This is a genomic window from Vibrio floridensis (genome assembly GCF_021852965.1).
In the GTDB taxonomy this organism is placed as follows: Bacteria; Pseudomonadota; Gammaproteobacteria; order Enterobacterales; family Vibrionaceae; genus Vibrio; species Vibrio floridensis.
Window position 1 is genome coordinate 121,978 of the sequence record NZ_JAKGCY010000010.1, and the last position, 16,106, is coordinate 138,083.

The following is a 16,106-nucleotide window of genomic DNA, read 5'->3' on the forward strand; positions in this document are numbered from 1 at the left end:
TTTTATCTCCTCCTCAATTTCACGTTAAGAGGCTGATTATATTAATTAATTATTCATCAATACTTGGATAAAAATCTAACAAGGAAATCAACGTGAAACTGGCACTGACAACGCTCCCATTGGCTATAACCACCGCTTTACTCATTGGTTGTAATACTTCCTCTAACATTGAGATACCGGTTATCGACAACCCATACCGCTGCGACATATTCGCAACGGAGCAAGCCGATGACTTACGTATCTATCAGGTGATGGTGGAGAGCTTTGTCAACGGCGATGATCAAATTGGCCATGGCACTGGTTATGGAACCAGTCATCACCAAGGCGATATTCAAGGCATCATTGATTCTCTTGATTACATCCAGTCACTAGGGATGAACGCCATTTGGCTGACACCGATTTTCAATTCCGAGCCTAAAGCAGGGCAAGACCATTGGGCAGATCGCCTTGATGCCACTGGCTACTTTGCCACCAATTACTTCGAGGTCGATCCGCGTTTTGGCACGATGCAAGACGCTAAACGTTTGGTCGAAGAAGCGCATGCCCGTGGCTTGTACGTGTTCTTTGATGGCGTATTTGGTCATCACAAAGGCAATGTAGCGGCATCCCCCACAGGCAAGCTGCCTGCAGGAAGCAACAACCCGGTCGACTATCCAGAGAGCCTCGCCTTCTATCAAGAAGTGGCCGAATTTTGGATCAAAGAGTTGAAGATTGATGGTTGGCGTTTAGACCAAGCCTATCAAGTACCAAAAGAGGCTTGGGTGGAGATTCGCAAAACGGTAGATAACGCTTCTAAAGCCGTGACGTACACCAACAGCAAAGGCGAAACCGTCAATCCGCTTGGATACATGGTGGCGGAAATCTGGGCGGGAGAAAACCGCATCATTGAAACCGGCTATGGCAGCAATGAAAGTCCGGCCCTTTGCTCCGCGTTTGATTTTCCGGTCCGCTACCGTTTGGTAGAGACTTTTGGTGTGAATGAAGCGGGTGTTGGCGGTAAATCGGGACAATGGCTAGCAGAAGGCATGAATCTCCATGGGCTTTATCCTGAGCATGCCCAACCGAATCTGATGATCGGCAACCACGACCTGGTTCGCTTTGGCGACCTCCTACAGCGTGGCAATATTGCTCAGCCACAAGACGAAGAGTATTGGCTACGACACAAAGCGGTGTTTGCTTTTCAAGCCGCGTATACCGGCCCTATCACTTTCTATTACGGTGACGAAATCGGTGACCAAGTCGATAACTTCGCAGCAAAAGTGGAACTAGATTGTGCGGTCAAAGGCTTATGCGATGATCACGTGGCGCGCTCAAGTGGCAAAATTGAAGGCGTGACCGCGACCCTGAATGCCAACGAGCAAGAGCTCAAACACTACGTCAAACGTTTGATGGAGATGAGAGCAGCACATCCTGCACTCTCCAAAGGAAAACGAGTGAATCTGCTCGCGGATGCGAAAATCTATTCAGACCACAAAAGCACCGATGATGAAGCCATCATCTACGTGGCAAACATCAGTAAGAACTTGCAACACGTATCGCTCGATGCCATCCAAGCCGGCTCTGAGGGCAGCTTAACAGACCTCATCAATGACGAAGAAATCACACTGACCGACGGTCAATATCAGATTACTTTGGCCCCATTAGAAGCACGCTTCCTCAAAGTCAATCTGCCTTCTGCTGCAGGCCCAACGAAAAAAACAGCGGCTTCAACCAGTGGCGTGGGTGAGGGGTTTATGGCGCAATGTGACAACCCTAGCGTCAATGAATCAGGCCCAATGAAGCAAACTCTTTATGTGGTCGGCGATTTCAGCGATTCCGGCTGGCAACACCAAACGCATCGTCAATTCGACTACAAAGGCAGCGGCGTCTATCAAGTCGTGACCACGGAGAAACCCGGTAGCTACCGCATGCAATATGCCACAAAAACTTGGGAACCACAGTTTACCGCAACGGGACAGAGTTTGATGCTTGGCCAAGAGAGTGCACTCAGCTACGGTGGCTATGGCAAAGACACTACCATTACCATCATGGATGAAGGTCTTTATGTGTGGAGTTTACAGTTTAACGAACAAGGAGCGCCATTGAACATGATGGCATCAAAATGTGCTGAGTAACGCCAACTCGGCGGCATAGAGCTGGGCACCACTGCCCGCTAGTTTGGGATGCTTTAACAAGCATCCCTTTTTTTCATTGTGATTAGGACGAGCTCACACCCATGCCAACAGAATTGTGAAGTCGGTTAAAAAATCCCTCGCGGTCGCATTGAATGAATAGAGATATTTGCCACTACACTTGTGAGAGATCTCTTACAAAGGATGTAAGCCTTTTACTTTTTATCGACAAGAGAAAAGAGAAGGGAAATACATAAGCGCATGTATTTATTGAATTAATAAATTAATCCATTAAAACTACAGAAAAAAAAACCTTGTTAGCCAATTGCTGTCCATCCGCAAAAATTCAATACTGTCTTCGTCAACAGGATGTTGGCGGGAACAGGAACAAAGCCTAACGGATTGGGTATCTTCAGGATGAAGATTTGATGACTTAGGACGAGTTATCAGCAAGGAAGTGACACTCTGGGATAGAGTTACGCCCGTCAGGATGACAGGCCAGGAAGGACACCGCTAGGAAGGCGATGGACAAAGGATTAGGTTAAAGGATTTAACCAATATCATGGATAGATGCAGGGAGCACTATCAGTAGCTGGATTGCTGCGAAAGAGAATAGACCCCGCTTGGGAAACCAGGCGGGGTTTTATTTTATAAGCCCGCCAATAAAATCTCATTTATTAATAACAACCGCCATTTATGCGACACAGATCTCAAGATAGATGGCTGGATGTCTATATTTCCCTCAATCTAAACCCTAGACATTAAACAAAGTTTTTGATTTCAGCTCTTGACACTTCGATACAGCAAGGGCGTAATAGCGATAGATTTTTTTTGTCTTGACGATGACTTTTTTTCGTTTTCATCAAGTAATAAAAAAAACTAAGGTGCGCACCTCTAAACGATGTGGTGTTCTACCACACTCCTGAATCGTATTAGCGGCGGGTTAACCTATTTATTAGGCTCATGTCACATCATTTAAACCTGTTCGCTTTATCCTACAATTATTTATAACTGGTACTGACTTACTAAGGAAATGCCATGCGTATTGCTATTCTTTCTCGTAATGAGAATCTGTATTCCACCATGCGCCTCAAACAGGCTGGTGAAGCACGTGGACATGTGGTCGATGTAATCGACACATTGCACTGCTATATGGATATTACGAGTAACAACCCTAAGATCCGCTATAAGGGTGAAGAGTTGCCAGAGTATGATGCCATTATTCCTCGTATCGGTGCGTCCGTGACTTTTTACGGCACGGCGGTGGTACGTCAGTTTGAAATGATGGGCACCTTCTGTATTAATGAATCGGTCGCCATCAGTCGCTCTCGTGACAAACTGCGCTCTTTGCAGCTGCTCTCTCGCAAAGGTATTGGCTTACCGCGTACTGGTTTTGCACACCACCCAGACAATATCCAAGACGTGATCCGCAATGTGGGCGGCGCACCTTTGGTGATTAAGTTACTGGAAGGCACGCAAGGCATTGGCGTAGTATTGGCTGAGACCAATAAAGCGGCAGAAAGTGTCATTGAAGCCTTCATGGGCTTAAAAGCTAACATTATGGTACAAGAGTTCATTGAAGAAGCCAAAGGTGCAGACATTCGCTGTTTTGTTGTGGGCAACAAAGTGATTGCCGCGATGAAACGTCAAGCGAAAGAAGGCGAGTTCCGTTCTAACTTACACCGTGGTGGCAGCGCGCAATTGATTCGTTTGAGCAAAGAAGAGCGCGCAACCGCCATTAATGCGGCGAAAGTGATGGGGCTAAACTTGTGTGGTGTTGATATTCTTCAATCTAAAAATGGCCCTGTGGTTATGGAAGTCAACTCTTCTCCTGGCTTAGAAGGCATTGAACAAGCGACGAAAAAAGACATCGCTGGAATGATTTACGAATTTATCGAGAAGAACGCCAAACCAAATTCAAACCGTACCAAAGGTAGAGGTTAATGACGCGGTGGAAGCCAGACTTCCACTATTCTTAAAATTGCGAAGCAAGCTTGGATAATGACTATGACTCAGAAACTGATCATCGGAAATACTGAAGCTGTCTGCTTACCAGAGTTAGGGATTACTCACCTAGAGACACGTATTGACACTGGCGCGCAGACTTCTTCTCTGCACGTGGATAATTTGATCTGTATAAAGAAGAACGGCAAACAGTACGTTGAGTTCGATCTTCACCCAGATGTTTACAATCTAGCAAAAACGGTACGCTGCATCGCTAGATTGAAAGGCAATAGAAAGGTCAAATCATCAAACGGCACGTATGAACATCGCTGTGTGATCACAACGACTCTTCGTCTCGCTGATCAAGAGTGGCCAATTGACATTACCTTGAGTAATCGCCAAGACATGACTTACATGATGCTGTTGGGTCGCCAAGGCATGGCTGATCGCGTATTGGTTGACCCAAGCCAGTCACACATTTTGGCCAACTAACGAGATTTGTTATCTCATTCCACGGAGAGCTTCGGCTCTCCGTTTTTTATTGGCTCTTTTTCCAAAGCGAACGCCACAAACCACGTAGCTTGATTTTTGTCACTCGCCAGTGAGTCACTGGGCGCTGGGGGGTGGTGTCCAAAATATGTTGGTATGCGGCGAGATCAAACTTACGCTCTCCGCCATGCGCTAACAGCAAGGTTGTCGGCTGCATGTGAAAAACTCGCTTTAATGAAGCGCGATATTGGTTGGGATGGAAAATGGGAAATGGCGCGATGAGTTTTTTTTTCACTTCAACCATCAAATCCGCCACATACAGAATCCCCTTTTCTGCATGATACACCGACAAATCTCGATCGGTATGACCGGGCGTTTCAAGCACAACCCACTCAGGAAACTCCGGAATGCATTCACCATCATTGAGCTTGTGATCCGGATTTAACGCACGTGAATACCATAGATTGCGCCATGGCTTTTTTAACCGATTTGCCATCCACGCTGCCAACAGCAAGTCAGCCAGATGCATCAACCAGCCATCAACACCATGATACCAATCGAGATCTCGATTTGCCGCCACGACTTGGCATCCCGTCAACTGACGTAATCGATGCGCACCACCCGCATGATCTGGATGCATGTGTGTCACCACAACCACTTTCAAATCACAAAAAGAACGCCCTAAGTCCTGTTCAATGAAACGGCGCAGATAAGGAATATCCGCTCGACTTGCACCGTCAAGCAGCAGCAGTTTGTCCGCGTACTCCGCCAAGTACATGATTTGGATATAGCCTTTAATCGTATGTAATTGCACAAAATATCCTTTTTATTGCATTCGCGCCTGTTTACAGCGCTGATAAGGCTCTTTCCTTAAGCCTCTGGTCTGACCAATAAGTTAGCAGCAAAACCGTGGCACGTCTGCACTGGTTCACAAACCCTGTGATATCAAACTTTAAGTAATCTACGCTTGACCTTACCCTAGGGTAAAGCTTTAGAGTGGCGCTAAGTTTTTCATTAAAGGCACGACATGCGTTTCTCTTCTCTTCGCATATTCTGGATAACCTTTATCAGTATGTTTGCCATGCTGAGCTCAAGTTTTGCCTCCAGCGCGCCTTTAATGACTTTTCAGATGCTAAGCGCAGTGCAGTCTCAAAGCACAATGACATCCGATTGTGGTATGAGCGTGAAGGTGATTGATCCCCACGCGATGCACTCTGGAAGCCATCAATCGGCAAACTCTCAAGCCGAAAGCAATCAAGCAGCTAAGACGCCAACCAACCACTGCGCCACAGACGCCCCATCGATACACAATTGCTGTACTGCGGCTTGTGTCAGTGTCTTTGCGTTTTTGCCTCAAACTGCGCACTCCTTACCTGTCTCTTATCACATGGCGCTGATCCCTCGTGAATCAACGGCTTGGTCTATTGAAAGACAGCAATCTCTCTATCGGCCCCCAATAGCCTAATCCGATCATCAATATGTCGTATCACAAGCTCTAACGAGCTGTGGTGTGTATTTTCACGTCGCTTTTTGACGTGCAGATTGGATTATAAAAATGAAACCAAGCTTATTGGCGCTGTGTATCAGCGTTTCCGCTCTGGTTGCAACTCCAGTGATGGCGCAGTCTTCAACTGCCACAACAGGTCAGTTGCTCTCACAGAGCGATCCTTTAACCCTGCTGATTGAACAGGCTCTGGCGAATGACGCCAGCCGCAAGCAGATTTTTGCCCAATCACAAGCCATGCGGGAACGTGGCGTTGCAGCCTCTACCTTGATGGATCCCAAACTGAAAGTGGGCTTTGGTGGTTTACCTGTCGATAGCTTTAAGTTCGACGAAGACCCAATGACCAACATTTCTGTCGGCCTAATGCAGCAATTTGAACGTGGTTCTACTCTTGAGTTGCAAAGTAAAAAGGCATCACAACAAGCAGATGGCATGGCTTTGCAAGTGGCAGCGCGAGAGCGCGAAGTAGCTAATGGCATCACCCAACTCTGGCTGGAGCTCGGCTATCAACAGCAAGCAGAGCGCGTTTTGCTTGAAAATCAGCGCTTAATGCGTGAGCTAGAAAGTTTCATTAGCACCAACTATTCGATTGGTAAGAGTGAAGCCCAGGACCTGCTCAATGCACAGTTGCAAGTCAGCCAATTAGAAGAAAAGCTGCAAGCCAACCAGCAGATGCAACACCGCATTCTGTCACAAATGTCCGAATGGCTCGGCAGCGAATGGCTGTATCAACAACGCGATCTCAAAGCGAGTAACCAACTCAATTGGGATACGTTAGAGCATTTATTGTCGGCGTCATCCACGACTCAGCACTTCGCCCTATTGGCCCAACATCCGATGGTGCAAATGGCCAATGCCAATATTGCGGTCAGCCAAACGCAAGTAGAACTTGCCGAGCAATCTTACACCCCTCAATTTGGTGTCGAAGTGATGTATGCCTACCGCCAAGCCAACAATATGAAGGGGGAACCCGCCTCCGATCTGGTTAGCGCGTATCTCACAATGGATATCCCACTGTTTACCGGAAATCGTCAAGACCGAGCGCACGCTGCGGCCCAATATCAAGTGGGTGCGGCTCAGTCGCAAAAAGATCTCCTCCTGGCACAGATGAACGCCAAAGTGAACGCGTTATTGGTGGATAGAAGCAATCTCGAACAGCGCCTTGAACGCTACCAAAATACCTTACTTGAACAAGCCAAAGCGCGCACCAAAGCCGTTGAACGGGGCTACCAAAACAGCACTGCACAATTTAACGACGTGATCGCTGCAACCAGAGATGAGTTGGCAGTGGAGTTGGAGTCGCAGCGCCTTCTCACCGACCTCAATCAAGTGAACAGTAATCTTGCGATGTTGCTTGGCGGCTTCACCTATACCGTCGCCCAACCCGAACTCGCTGATATTGACGTGAACCGTCGCTAATTTGCCAAGGAATTACAGAATGAAATCACTACAAATCGCAACGGTTGCCCTACTGATTGGCGGTGCACTCGGTTTTACGGCTAACCAATATTTCAATGGTCATGACATGAGTGCCATGGCTGCTACCGACATCAAAGCAAGTAATGAGCCGCTGTATTGGGTTGCGCCAATGGACCCAAATTACAAACGCGATAAACCCGGCAAGTCACCTATGGGGATGGATCTCATTCCCGTCTATGCCGACGATCTCGCTGGGGCAAACGACAAGCCCGGAACGGTGAAGATCGACCCTTCAGTTGAAAACAACCTAGGGGTAAAAACGGCCGCAGTCGAACTGGCCAAGCTATCACCACGCATCGAAACCGTGGGTTACATAGCGTTTGACGAAAGTCAGCTGTGGCAGACCAACGTGCGCGTGTCCGGTTGGGTGGAAAAACTGTATATCAACGCCGTGGGTGAGCAGGTGAAAAAGGGCGAGGTTCTCTTTACCTTGTACTCTCCTGAACTAGTCAAAGCGCAAGAAGAGCTGCTCAATGCCAAACGCACTGGCCGTGATGGGCTGGTTAAAGGCGCGACTGAGCGATTACTTTCTTTGGGCGTCGACCGCGAACAGATCAACCAAGTGATTCGTCGTGGTAAAGCATCACAAACCATCGAGATCAAAGCGCTCGCTAATGGCGTTATCGCCAGTCTCAACATTCGCGAGGGTGGCTACTTGTCACCCGCACAAGCGGTCATCAGTGCCGGCCCTCTTAATGAAGTGTGGGTAGATGCGGAAGTGTTCGAGCGACAAGCACACTGGTTAACTAATGGTAGCCAAGCGAGCATGACGTTGGATGCACTGCCCGGCAAAGCTTGGCAAGGTGAGGTCGACTACGTTTACCCAATTCTTGATCCGAAAACACGCACATTGCGCATGCGTCTTAAGTTTGCCAACCCAAATGGCGAACTCAAACCAAACATGTTCGCCAACATTACCTTGCAGCCCGTCAGCGACTCCGAAGTGCTCACTGTACCAAAATCTTCGGTGATCCGCTCAGGTGGCATGACGCGCGTGGTTTTGGCGGAAGGTGAGGGCAAATACCGCTCAGCACGCATCGAAACTGGCCGAGAAGCCGATGACAAAGTGGAAGTGCTCCAAGGCTTAAACCAAGGGGATCGCATTGTCACCTCTGCGCACTTTATGCTTGATTCGGAATCGAGCCAAAGCGCTGACCTCTCTCGTATTAATGGTGTTGAAGCGCCAGCAGAAACCGCGTGGGCCAAAGGTGAAATCACCGATCTTATGGTCGAACACGGCATGTTAACCATTAACCACCAGCCTGTACCAGAGTGGAACTGGCCCGGCATGACGATGAATTTCAACGCCGCGCAAGGGGTGGATTTAACGGGTCTTGCCAAAGGACAAGCCATCGAATTCGAAATGCAAAAAACCGACGACGGCCAATACCAAATCGTCGCTATCAAGGCAGACAACAGCGTCATTGCGTCTGAAGTTTGGCTCAGTGGGGATATCTCCATGTTGATGGCGGATTTTGGCATGGTCACGCTGAGTCACCTTCCCGTTACAGAGTGGAACTGGCAAGCAGGCGAAATCAACTTCTCTGTGGGTGACGAAATCAACTTGTCGGGATTTGAGGAGGGGCAAAAAGTGCGCTTTCTAGTCGCCAAAGAAGGCTCTGACTACCAGTTGAAACAGCTTGAAGTGATGGGAGGTCAATAATGATAGCAGCGATCATTCGTTGGTCTCTCAACAACCGTTTTCTGGTGTTGATAGCCACGCTATTTCTTACTCTGGGCGGGCTGTACAGCGTTAAAAACACGCCCGTTGACGCCCTACCCGACCTTTCCGATGTCCAGGTGATCATCAAAACCAGTTACCCAGGTCAAGCGCCGCAGGTCGTGGAAGATCAAGTTACCTACCCACTCACCACCGCCATGTTAGCGGTGCCGGGGGCAGAAACGGTGCGCGGTTACTCGTTTTTTGGTGATTCCTACGTCTACATCATCTTCAACGATAAAACCGACATGTATTGGGCGCGCTCTCGCGTTTTGGAGTATTTAAGCCAAGTGGCGCCAAAACTGCCACCCAATGCCAAGCCGACACTCGGCCCCGATGCGACAGGTGTAGGCTGGATCTACAGCTACGTACTGCAAGACAAAACAGGTAAGCATGATTTGGCTCAGCTACGAAGCCTACAAGACTGGTTCCTAAAGTATGAGCTGCAAACCGTCGAAGGAGTGTCGGAAGTCGCCACCGTTGGCGGCATGGTCAAACAATACCAAGTGCAGATCGATCCTGCGAAATTGCGTGCTTACAATTTAACGTTGCAGCAAGTCAACATGGCGATTCAGAACGGCAACCAAGAAACGGGCGCCTCCGTGATTGAGGTGGCAGAAGCCGAGCACATGGTGCGCACCACGGGCTATCTCAGCAGCGTTGAGGATATTCAGTCCCTACCGCTTAAAGTGACCGATAAAGGCACACCACTGCTCCTCGGTGACATTGCCGATATCAACATTGGCCCACAAATGCGCCGCGGCATCTCTGAATTTAATGGTGAAGGGGAAGCTGTGGGTGGCGTGATCGTGATGCGTTTTGGCGAGAACGCCAGCCAAGTGATCGACAACGTCAAAGCAAAATTGGCAGACCTGCAACGCAGCCTACCAGAAGGCGTGGAAATCGTGTCGACTTACGATCGCTCGACCCTGATCAATGCGGCGGTTGAAAATCTTTGGAAAAAACTCGCCGAAGAGTTCATTGTGGTGGCAGTGGTCTGTGCGCTGTTCTTGTTCCACATCCGTTCATCCTTGGTCATCGCACTGAGTCTCCCTGTCGGTATTCTCTCTGCCTTTATTGTCATGCACTGGCAAGGAATTAACGCCAACATCATGTCTCTCGGTGGCATCGCCATTGCGATTGGGGCCATGGTGGATGGGGCGATCGTAATGATCGAAAACGTCCACAAGCACATTGAACGCACACCGCTTACGGATAAAAACCGCTGGCAAGTGATTGGTAAAGCGGCCGAAGAAGTCGGCGCACCGCTGTTCTTCTCACTGCTTATCATTACGTTAAGCTTTGTTCCCGTGTTCGCACTGGAAGGCCAAGAAGGCAAGATGTTCTCGCCACTTGCCTTCACCAAAACCTACGCAATGGCGGCGGCAGCGGGTCTAGCGATTACACTTGTACCCGTGCTCATGGGGTACTTTATTCGTGGTAACGTACTGCCTGAACACAAAAACCCGGTCAACAAAGGATTGGTTTCGCTCTATCGCCCACTGCTGAGCTTAAGTCTTAAGTACCCAAAATCGATGATCGTGCTGGCGTTGGGACTGATGGCCTCGGCTTACTATCCAACCAGTAAATTGGGCAGTGAATTTATCCCGCCATTGGATGAAGGCGACTTGATGTACATGCCAACCACTTATCCGGGCATTTCCATCGGTAAAGCGCGTGAGCTCTTGCAACAAACCAACAAGCTGATCAAAACCGTACCGGAAGTGGAAACGGTGTGGGGAAAAATTGGCCGTGCCGATACCGCAACCGATCCCGCGCCACTGACGATGATCGAGACGGTTATCCAGCTCAAACCGCGCGACCAATGGCGTGAAGGCGTGACGACAGAATCACTTCGCAAGGAGTTTGATAACCTTGTTCAGTTCCCGGGCTTAACCAACGCATGGGTGATGCCCATCAAAACCCGCATCGACATGCTTGCCACAGGCATCAAAACACCGATCGGCATTAAGATCGCCGGTCCTGACTTGAAAGTGATCGAGCAGATCGGCTCACAACTCGAACCGATCCTCAAAGGCGTGCAAGGCACCGCCTCTGTTTACGCTGAGCGTGTTGCGGGTGGACGTTATGTCACCATCGACATCAAACGTAAAGCAGCAGCACGTTACGGTTTGAGCATTAAAGATGTTCAACAAGTGATTTCCACCGCGGTTGGCGGCATGAACGTAGGAGAAACCATTGAAGGTCTGGAGCGTTACCCCATCAATGTGCGTTATCCGCAAGACTACCGTGATTCCGTGGTCAAACTGCAAAACCTACCACTGGTAACGCCCAACGGAGCACGCATTGCACTCGCCGATGTGGCAGACATTCGCTATGAAGATGGCCCACCGATGATCAAAACCGAAAACGCGCGTCCAAACGGCTGGGTGTTTGTCGATATTGATGGTCGCGATTTGGGGTCTTACGTACAAGAAGCGCAAACCGTGGTGGCAGAGCAGCTTGAACTTCCCGCAGGCTATTCACTCGCTTGGTCTGGTCAGTATGAATATATGGAACGTGCTAAAGAGCGACTCAGTGTCGTGGTGCCAATTACGCTGGCCATCATCATGCTGCTGTTGTACTTCAGCTTCCGTCGCGTTGGCGAAGTACTGATCATCATGGCGACGCTCCCTCTGGCGATGGTGGGCGGACTGTGGCTGATGCATTACCTCGGTTACAACTTCTCCATTGCGGTGGGGGTCGGCTTTATCGCACTGGCCGGAGTAGCGGTGGAAATCGGCGTCATCATGCTCGTCTACCTAAACCAAGCGTGGCATTACAAAAAGCTTCACGCTGAAGAACACAAACTGTCACTCGTTGCACAAGATCTCACCGACGCGATCCGCGAAGGCGCTGGCTTACGTGTGCGCCCAGTCATGATGACAGTGCTAACGGTGATCATTGGCCTTATCCCAATCATGTACGGTGAAGGCACGGGCTCTGAAGTGATGCAGCGTATCGCGGCCCCAATGATTGGTGGCATGGCTTCAGCACTTCTGCTAACGCTGTTGGTTCTCCCTGCCATCTTTAAGTTATGGAAGAGCGCCGAATTGACCAAAACCGAATAAAAAATCAGGGGCAGTGCTTGCTTACTGCCCCTTAGCAAAACAATCAACAACAGAAAACAAAAGAACACGACTTAAAAAGGAAACCACCATGAACAAGATGACAAAAACACTGATTGCAGCCGCACTGACTTTCTCTGCCACCGCGGCATTGGCCAACACCATGGATCACTCCAAAATGGACCATTCAAAGATGGATCATGGAAAAGTGGACCACAGCAAAATGGATCACGGCAACATGAAAGAAGGCAGCATGAAAATGGATCACTCATCAATGATGGGTATGGAAGGCATGTCTGACGTTGGCATGCCAGCAAAAGGGGCGAAGCCTGATAAAGTGGTGCACGTGATGTTGAGTGATGACATGAAAATCACCTTCAAAAAAGAAGTGACGATTGAGCCAAACGACGTGGTGCAGTTCGTTGTGATGAACACAGGCAAAATTGACCATGAGTTTTCAATTGGCTCCGCGGCAGAGCAGCTAAAACACCGTGAAATGATGAAACAAATGGGTAGCCATGCACATGACAGCGGCAGTACTGTGACGGTTCAACCAGGCAAAGCCAAACAGCTGTTGTGGCATTTCCATGGTGATAACAAAGTCGAGTTTGCCTGTAACATCCCTGGTCACGCCGAAGCGGGTATGGTGAAAAGCATCGAGTTATAAGCGCATCGTTTTACTTTTAACCAATCGAGCGGTGGGCCTCCTACCTAAAGCGAAAAATCTGCCGCTCGTTTTGCTCTGAACAACACATTTGTTGACATAGAGATTACAAATATCCGTCTTGAGACACTACTATTGGCATGAACCCAATTCTAAGTGTTTAGATCATGACCTTGATGCTGACTTACCGTTGGTTAACCCTCATAATGTATGGCTTATGGACTGTGCCCGCACTGGCCAATGTTGATCTATCTGAGACTCAGCGATGGTCGATTTTTTATCGCGCAGCACTTGAGCAGCAAAGCTCGCCACTGGTGACTAGCCAAACCCTCAATCAATACCCATTTCCGCTGCTCAGCAGCCACAGTCAATATCCTGATTTTACTCAATATACTTGGCAAGACATCGCGGATTTAGCCACCATGGCCAAGCAGTGCCAACCGCGAAACTCCTCTTCGCTGTATTTGGCGAAGGCTGTCGAATTTGAGTTGGCGTTATGTCGCCAAACGCCGCTCGGCGCAGAGTGGTTTCAACGTGTTGCGTGGCAACATCCGGCGGGAGGCAGCTACGCAGATCGCTATATTGAACACTTACCGGATTCAGAACAGGCAAGCTTTGCTTCGACGCATCCAACACGTTTTACTTTGGCGAGCCGCTATCATCCGCTGCATGCCTTGTGGCAACGACCGGGCGGTGCAGGGGTGGATGCACTGCTCAATGGTTTTCGTCTCTATCTTGCGCCAAATGATGAGCTGTGGCTAAGCAGTGAAGCGGGCTGGCATGTGCTTTCGAGCGTGCAGTGGCACGCACTCACCGCACCATTACCATTCACGCTGGAGCCTTATCAAGCACAAAAGCGTTGTGATGAGCGTTACAGCAACCTCTGCTTTAATCAGCGCGTTAGCAATCATGCGCTGCTGTATAGCGGTTTGGTTATCGGCGTGTTGCTTGCATTTGGCGCGGCGCTTCGTTCACTTTGGCTGCGCTATCAAGAAGGGCGCGAGCGGCGCTTTATTTTGCAACTGCTGACTCACGAACTGCGCACGCCCATCACCAGTTTAGGGTTGACCGTCGAATCACTACGCAACCAATTTGATCAATTATCCCCTCAGGCGCACGAGAGCTTATGGCGATTAATGGCCGACCATCAACGGCTGACGCAGTTGAGCGAGACAAGTCGCCACTACTTGAGCCCAAGCCACGACAGCATGGCGCGCCATCCAGCGCAGTTGAGTGACTTCATCGAGCATTGTATCGAGGGCTTTGAGGTTGAGCTTCATCTCAAACACGACTCAATACTGGCACTACCTTATTACTGGCTTGGGCTGTGCGTCACCAACTTACTCAGCAATGCCAAGCAGCATGGCGTGCCGCCCATTCGCCTGACGGTGAGTGTGGTTGCACAAACACTGCGCATTGAAGTGGAAGATTGCGGTGAATTTCCCTCTTTCTACCAACGTCTGTGCAAACGACTTTCGAGGCATCAAGACACTCACTCTCGCCCAAACACAGATAACATGGGCGTTGGCTTACAGTTGGTGCGAAAACTCATCACCCAAATGGGCGGCAAACTGGTTATCCGTCGTCATCCAACCCGTTGTATTTTGGAGCTGCCGCTATGAAGCGTATTTTGCTGATTGAAGATGACACCTTACTCGGCCAAGGTCTGCGCGATTATCTGCATGACCATGGTTATGCATGCGAATGGATAACGCAGAGCCAACAGGTCGAAAAGCACTGGTTCAGTACCGATCTGGTGATTTTGGATCGGCAATTGCACGATGGTGACAGCCTGAAACATCTGCCGCACTGGTTGATGCTCAAAGCCCTGCCGGTGATCGTACTGACCGCCAAAATTGAAGTGGAACAACGGATTGAAGGGCTCAAAGCTGGCGCGAAAGATTATGTGCTCAAGCCCTTTTCCCACCAAGAGTTGCTGGCACGCATCGAAGCGCAACTGCGCCCGCTCGGCAGTAGCGTACTCAGCTACGCGGATATTGTGGTCGATGTGGCTAATCGATCTGTGCTGCATAACCAAACGCCGGTTGAGCTCAAACCGAAAGAGTTTCAACTGCTGTTGATGCTATTGCAAAATCCGGGGCGCGTTTATCACCGTGATGAACTGCTCAATCTTATTTGGGGTTATCAATCATTCCCGACCACGCGCACCGTGGATAACCACATTTTGCATTTGCGACAAAAACTGCCGCAACTGGATATCGAGACACTGCGCGGCGTCGGTTATCGCCTCAAAGGAGCCGCCGTATGATCTGCGCCTCTTTTCGCAATCACATTGTGCGACTTGGTATGCTCAGCGCGTTAGTAAGCGGCGCCGCGCTAGCGGAAACGCCGCCAAGCCCCACCCATCCTTGGTTTCGCACCACACCGCTGCAAAGCAGTTACCAGCTATTGGTTGATGGGCATCCCACGCAAGCGTGGCACGAGCTCATCCACACACTGTCTACCACGCCCGTAGCCGAGCCTTTTTGGCAACTAATTAAAGAGGCCATTCTCAGTCAAACCCAATGCGGACAAGCACTTCCAAGCACATCGCCTAACGATCTCGCGATTGCGGTGACGTTTATTCATAAGTTCAATCAGACCTTTCAAGGCTACCAAGTGAGGCTGAGCGCCGAAAACCTCACCCAGCCGCTGGCGGTGCGTCTGGCTTCTGCGCAAGGTGCAACCTTGTTAGCGGCAGAGCTTGCGCCGGCCGATTACGCCGAAGTGGAAAGTCGCGATCTGCTTTCGCCGTATGCCGCAGGTGTCTATTGGCTCACGCTGGGCGAGCAGCGCATGGCGCTGTTGATTTCGGCTCCTTCCAACACACCGTGGATTGAACAATCCAGCACGGCCGATCTCACTATCCGCTTCCCCGCCACGCCTTCGGGCTGCGCATCGTCACTAGCTCGTTGGCAATTTTTTGATCAAAACTTTACTCTGCTACACTCACAAACCGTCAACCGTGATCAGCCTCCTGCCCCACCCACCGCCCCTTCTCAAGCGCGCTGGCGTAGCCTCAGCGTTATCCAAAGTGAATACCAAGGCACCATTCGCGTGGAGCAAATGCAGCGCCTGACGATACCGATTGACTAAACCACCTTTCACTTTGTTCAGGCAAAGTGGG

12 protein-coding genes are annotated in these 16,106 nt (G+C 49.7%); 11 read left to right on the plus strand and 1 reads right to left on the minus strand.

Annotated features, from left to right (window positions below; all coding sequences use genetic code 11):
* Positions 1-92: 92 nt before the first annotated feature.
* The 3 genes from LZU85_RS15155 to LZU85_RS15165 all read left to right on the plus strand — a co-directional run bounded on the left by LZU85_RS15155 (position 93) and on the right by LZU85_RS15165 (position 4,547).
* A complete protein-coding gene (locus LZU85_RS15155) occupies positions 93-2,114 on the plus strand; it encodes an alpha-amylase family glycosyl hydrolase (protein WP_237287531.1) in 2,022 nt (673 codons plus the stop codon).
* A gap of 1,035 nt (positions 2,115-3,149) precedes the next feature.
* Complete coding sequence (gene rimK / locus LZU85_RS15160) at positions 3,150-4,055, plus strand: 30S ribosomal protein S6--L-glutamate ligase (protein ID WP_176299702.1); 906 nt, start codon at positions 3,150-3,152, stop codon at positions 4,053-4,055.
* A 63-nt stretch (positions 4,056-4,118) separates the two neighbouring features.
* On the plus strand, positions 4,119-4,547 hold the full coding sequence (locus LZU85_RS15165) for an ATP-dependent zinc protease family protein (protein ID WP_176299703.1): 429 nt from the start codon (positions 4,119-4,121) through the stop codon (positions 4,545-4,547).
* A 46-nt stretch (positions 4,548-4,593) separates the two neighbouring features.
* Here LZU85_RS15165 and LZU85_RS15170 read toward each other — a convergent pair whose 3' ends face one another.
* On the minus strand, positions 4,594-5,358 hold the full coding sequence (locus LZU85_RS15170) for an MBL fold metallo-hydrolase (RefSeq protein ID WP_237287532.1): 765 nt from the start codon (positions 5,356-5,358) through the stop codon (positions 4,594-4,596).
* A gap of 258 nt (positions 5,359-5,616) precedes the next feature.
* On the opposite strand from LZU85_RS15170, the gene LZU85_RS15175 reads away from it, so the two are divergent.
* The 8 genes from LZU85_RS15175 (at position 5,617) to LZU85_RS15210 (ending at position 16,075) form a co-directional block, all read left to right on the plus strand.
* Positions 5,617-6,009: a hypothetical protein gene (locus LZU85_RS15175; RefSeq protein ID WP_103277179.1), complete on the plus strand. Its 393-nt coding sequence runs from the start codon at positions 5,617-5,619 to the stop codon at positions 6,007-6,009.
* Positions 6,010-6,099: 90 nt separating this feature from the next.
* Positions 6,100-7,467 (plus strand): TolC family protein, encoded by a 1,368-nt coding sequence (locus tag LZU85_RS15180; RefSeq protein WP_237287533.1) that lies wholly within the window; start codon positions 6,100-6,102, stop codon positions 7,465-7,467.
* Between the two features lie 19 nt (positions 7,468-7,486).
* Positions 7,487-9,190 carry an efflux RND transporter periplasmic adaptor subunit gene (locus LZU85_RS15185; protein WP_237287534.1) on the plus strand — a complete coding sequence of 568 codons (1,704 nt, stop codon included), beginning with the start codon at positions 7,487-7,489 and terminating at the stop codon, positions 9,188-9,190.
* On the plus strand, positions 9,190-12,318 hold the full coding sequence (locus LZU85_RS15190) for an efflux RND transporter permease subunit (RefSeq protein WP_237287536.1): 3,129 nt from the start codon (positions 9,190-9,192) through the stop codon (positions 12,316-12,318). Before LZU85_RS15185 ends, LZU85_RS15190 begins: the two co-directional genes overlap by 1 nt.
* A gap of 97 nt (positions 12,319-12,415) precedes the next feature.
* Positions 12,416-12,982, plus strand: a complete 567-nt coding sequence (copI, locus tag LZU85_RS15195) for a copper-resistant cuproprotein CopI (protein WP_237287549.1) — start codon at positions 12,416-12,418, stop codon at positions 12,980-12,982.
* Positions 12,983-13,146: 164 nt separating this feature from the next.
* On the plus strand, positions 13,147-14,601 hold the full coding sequence (locus LZU85_RS15200; protein ID WP_176299708.1) for an ATP-binding protein: 1,455 nt from the start codon (positions 13,147-13,149) through the stop codon (positions 14,599-14,601).
* Entirely contained in the window at positions 14,598-15,248 is a 651-nt protein-coding gene (locus LZU85_RS15205) for a response regulator transcription factor (RefSeq protein WP_011152559.1), read from the plus strand. Before LZU85_RS15200 ends, LZU85_RS15205 begins: the two co-directional genes overlap by 4 nt.
* Complete coding sequence (locus LZU85_RS15210) at positions 15,245-16,075, plus strand: DUF2861 family protein (protein ID WP_176299709.1); 831 nt, start codon at positions 15,245-15,247, stop codon at positions 16,073-16,075. Before LZU85_RS15205 ends, LZU85_RS15210 begins: the two co-directional genes overlap by 4 nt.
* The last annotated feature ends 31 nt before the right edge of the window (positions 16,076-16,106 follow it).

Coding starts and splice junctions, on each gene's coding strand:
- rimK (WP_176299702.1), top strand. CDS start 3,150: ATGCGTATTGCTATTCTTTCTCGTAATGAGAATCTGTATTCCACCATG.
- LZU85_RS15165 (WP_176299703.1), top strand. CDS start 4,119: ATGACTCAGAAACTGATCATCGGAAATACTGAAGCTGTCTGCTTACCA.
- LZU85_RS15175 (WP_103277179.1), top strand. CDS start 5,617: ATGTTTGCCATGCTGAGCTCAAGTTTTGCCTCCAGCGCGCCTTTAATG.
- LZU85_RS15180 (WP_237287533.1), top strand. CDS start 6,100: ATGAAACCAAGCTTATTGGCGCTGTGTATCAGCGTTTCCGCTCTGGTT.
- LZU85_RS15185 (WP_237287534.1), top strand. CDS start 7,487: ATGAAATCACTACAAATCGCAACGGTTGCCCTACTGATTGGCGGTGCA.
- LZU85_RS15190 (WP_237287536.1), top strand. CDS start 9,190: ATGATAGCAGCGATCATTCGTTGGTCTCTCAACAACCGTTTTCTGGTG.
- copI (WP_237287549.1), top strand. CDS start 12,416: ATGACAAAAACACTGATTGCAGCCGCACTGACTTTCTCTGCCACCGCG.
- LZU85_RS15200 (WP_176299708.1), top strand. CDS start 13,147: ATGACCTTGATGCTGACTTACCGTTGGTTAACCCTCATAATGTATGGC.
- LZU85_RS15205 (WP_011152559.1), top strand. CDS start 14,598: ATGAAGCGTATTTTGCTGATTGAAGATGACACCTTACTCGGCCAAGGT.
- LZU85_RS15210 (WP_176299709.1), top strand. CDS start 15,245: ATGATCTGCGCCTCTTTTCGCAATCACATTGTGCGACTTGGTATGCTC.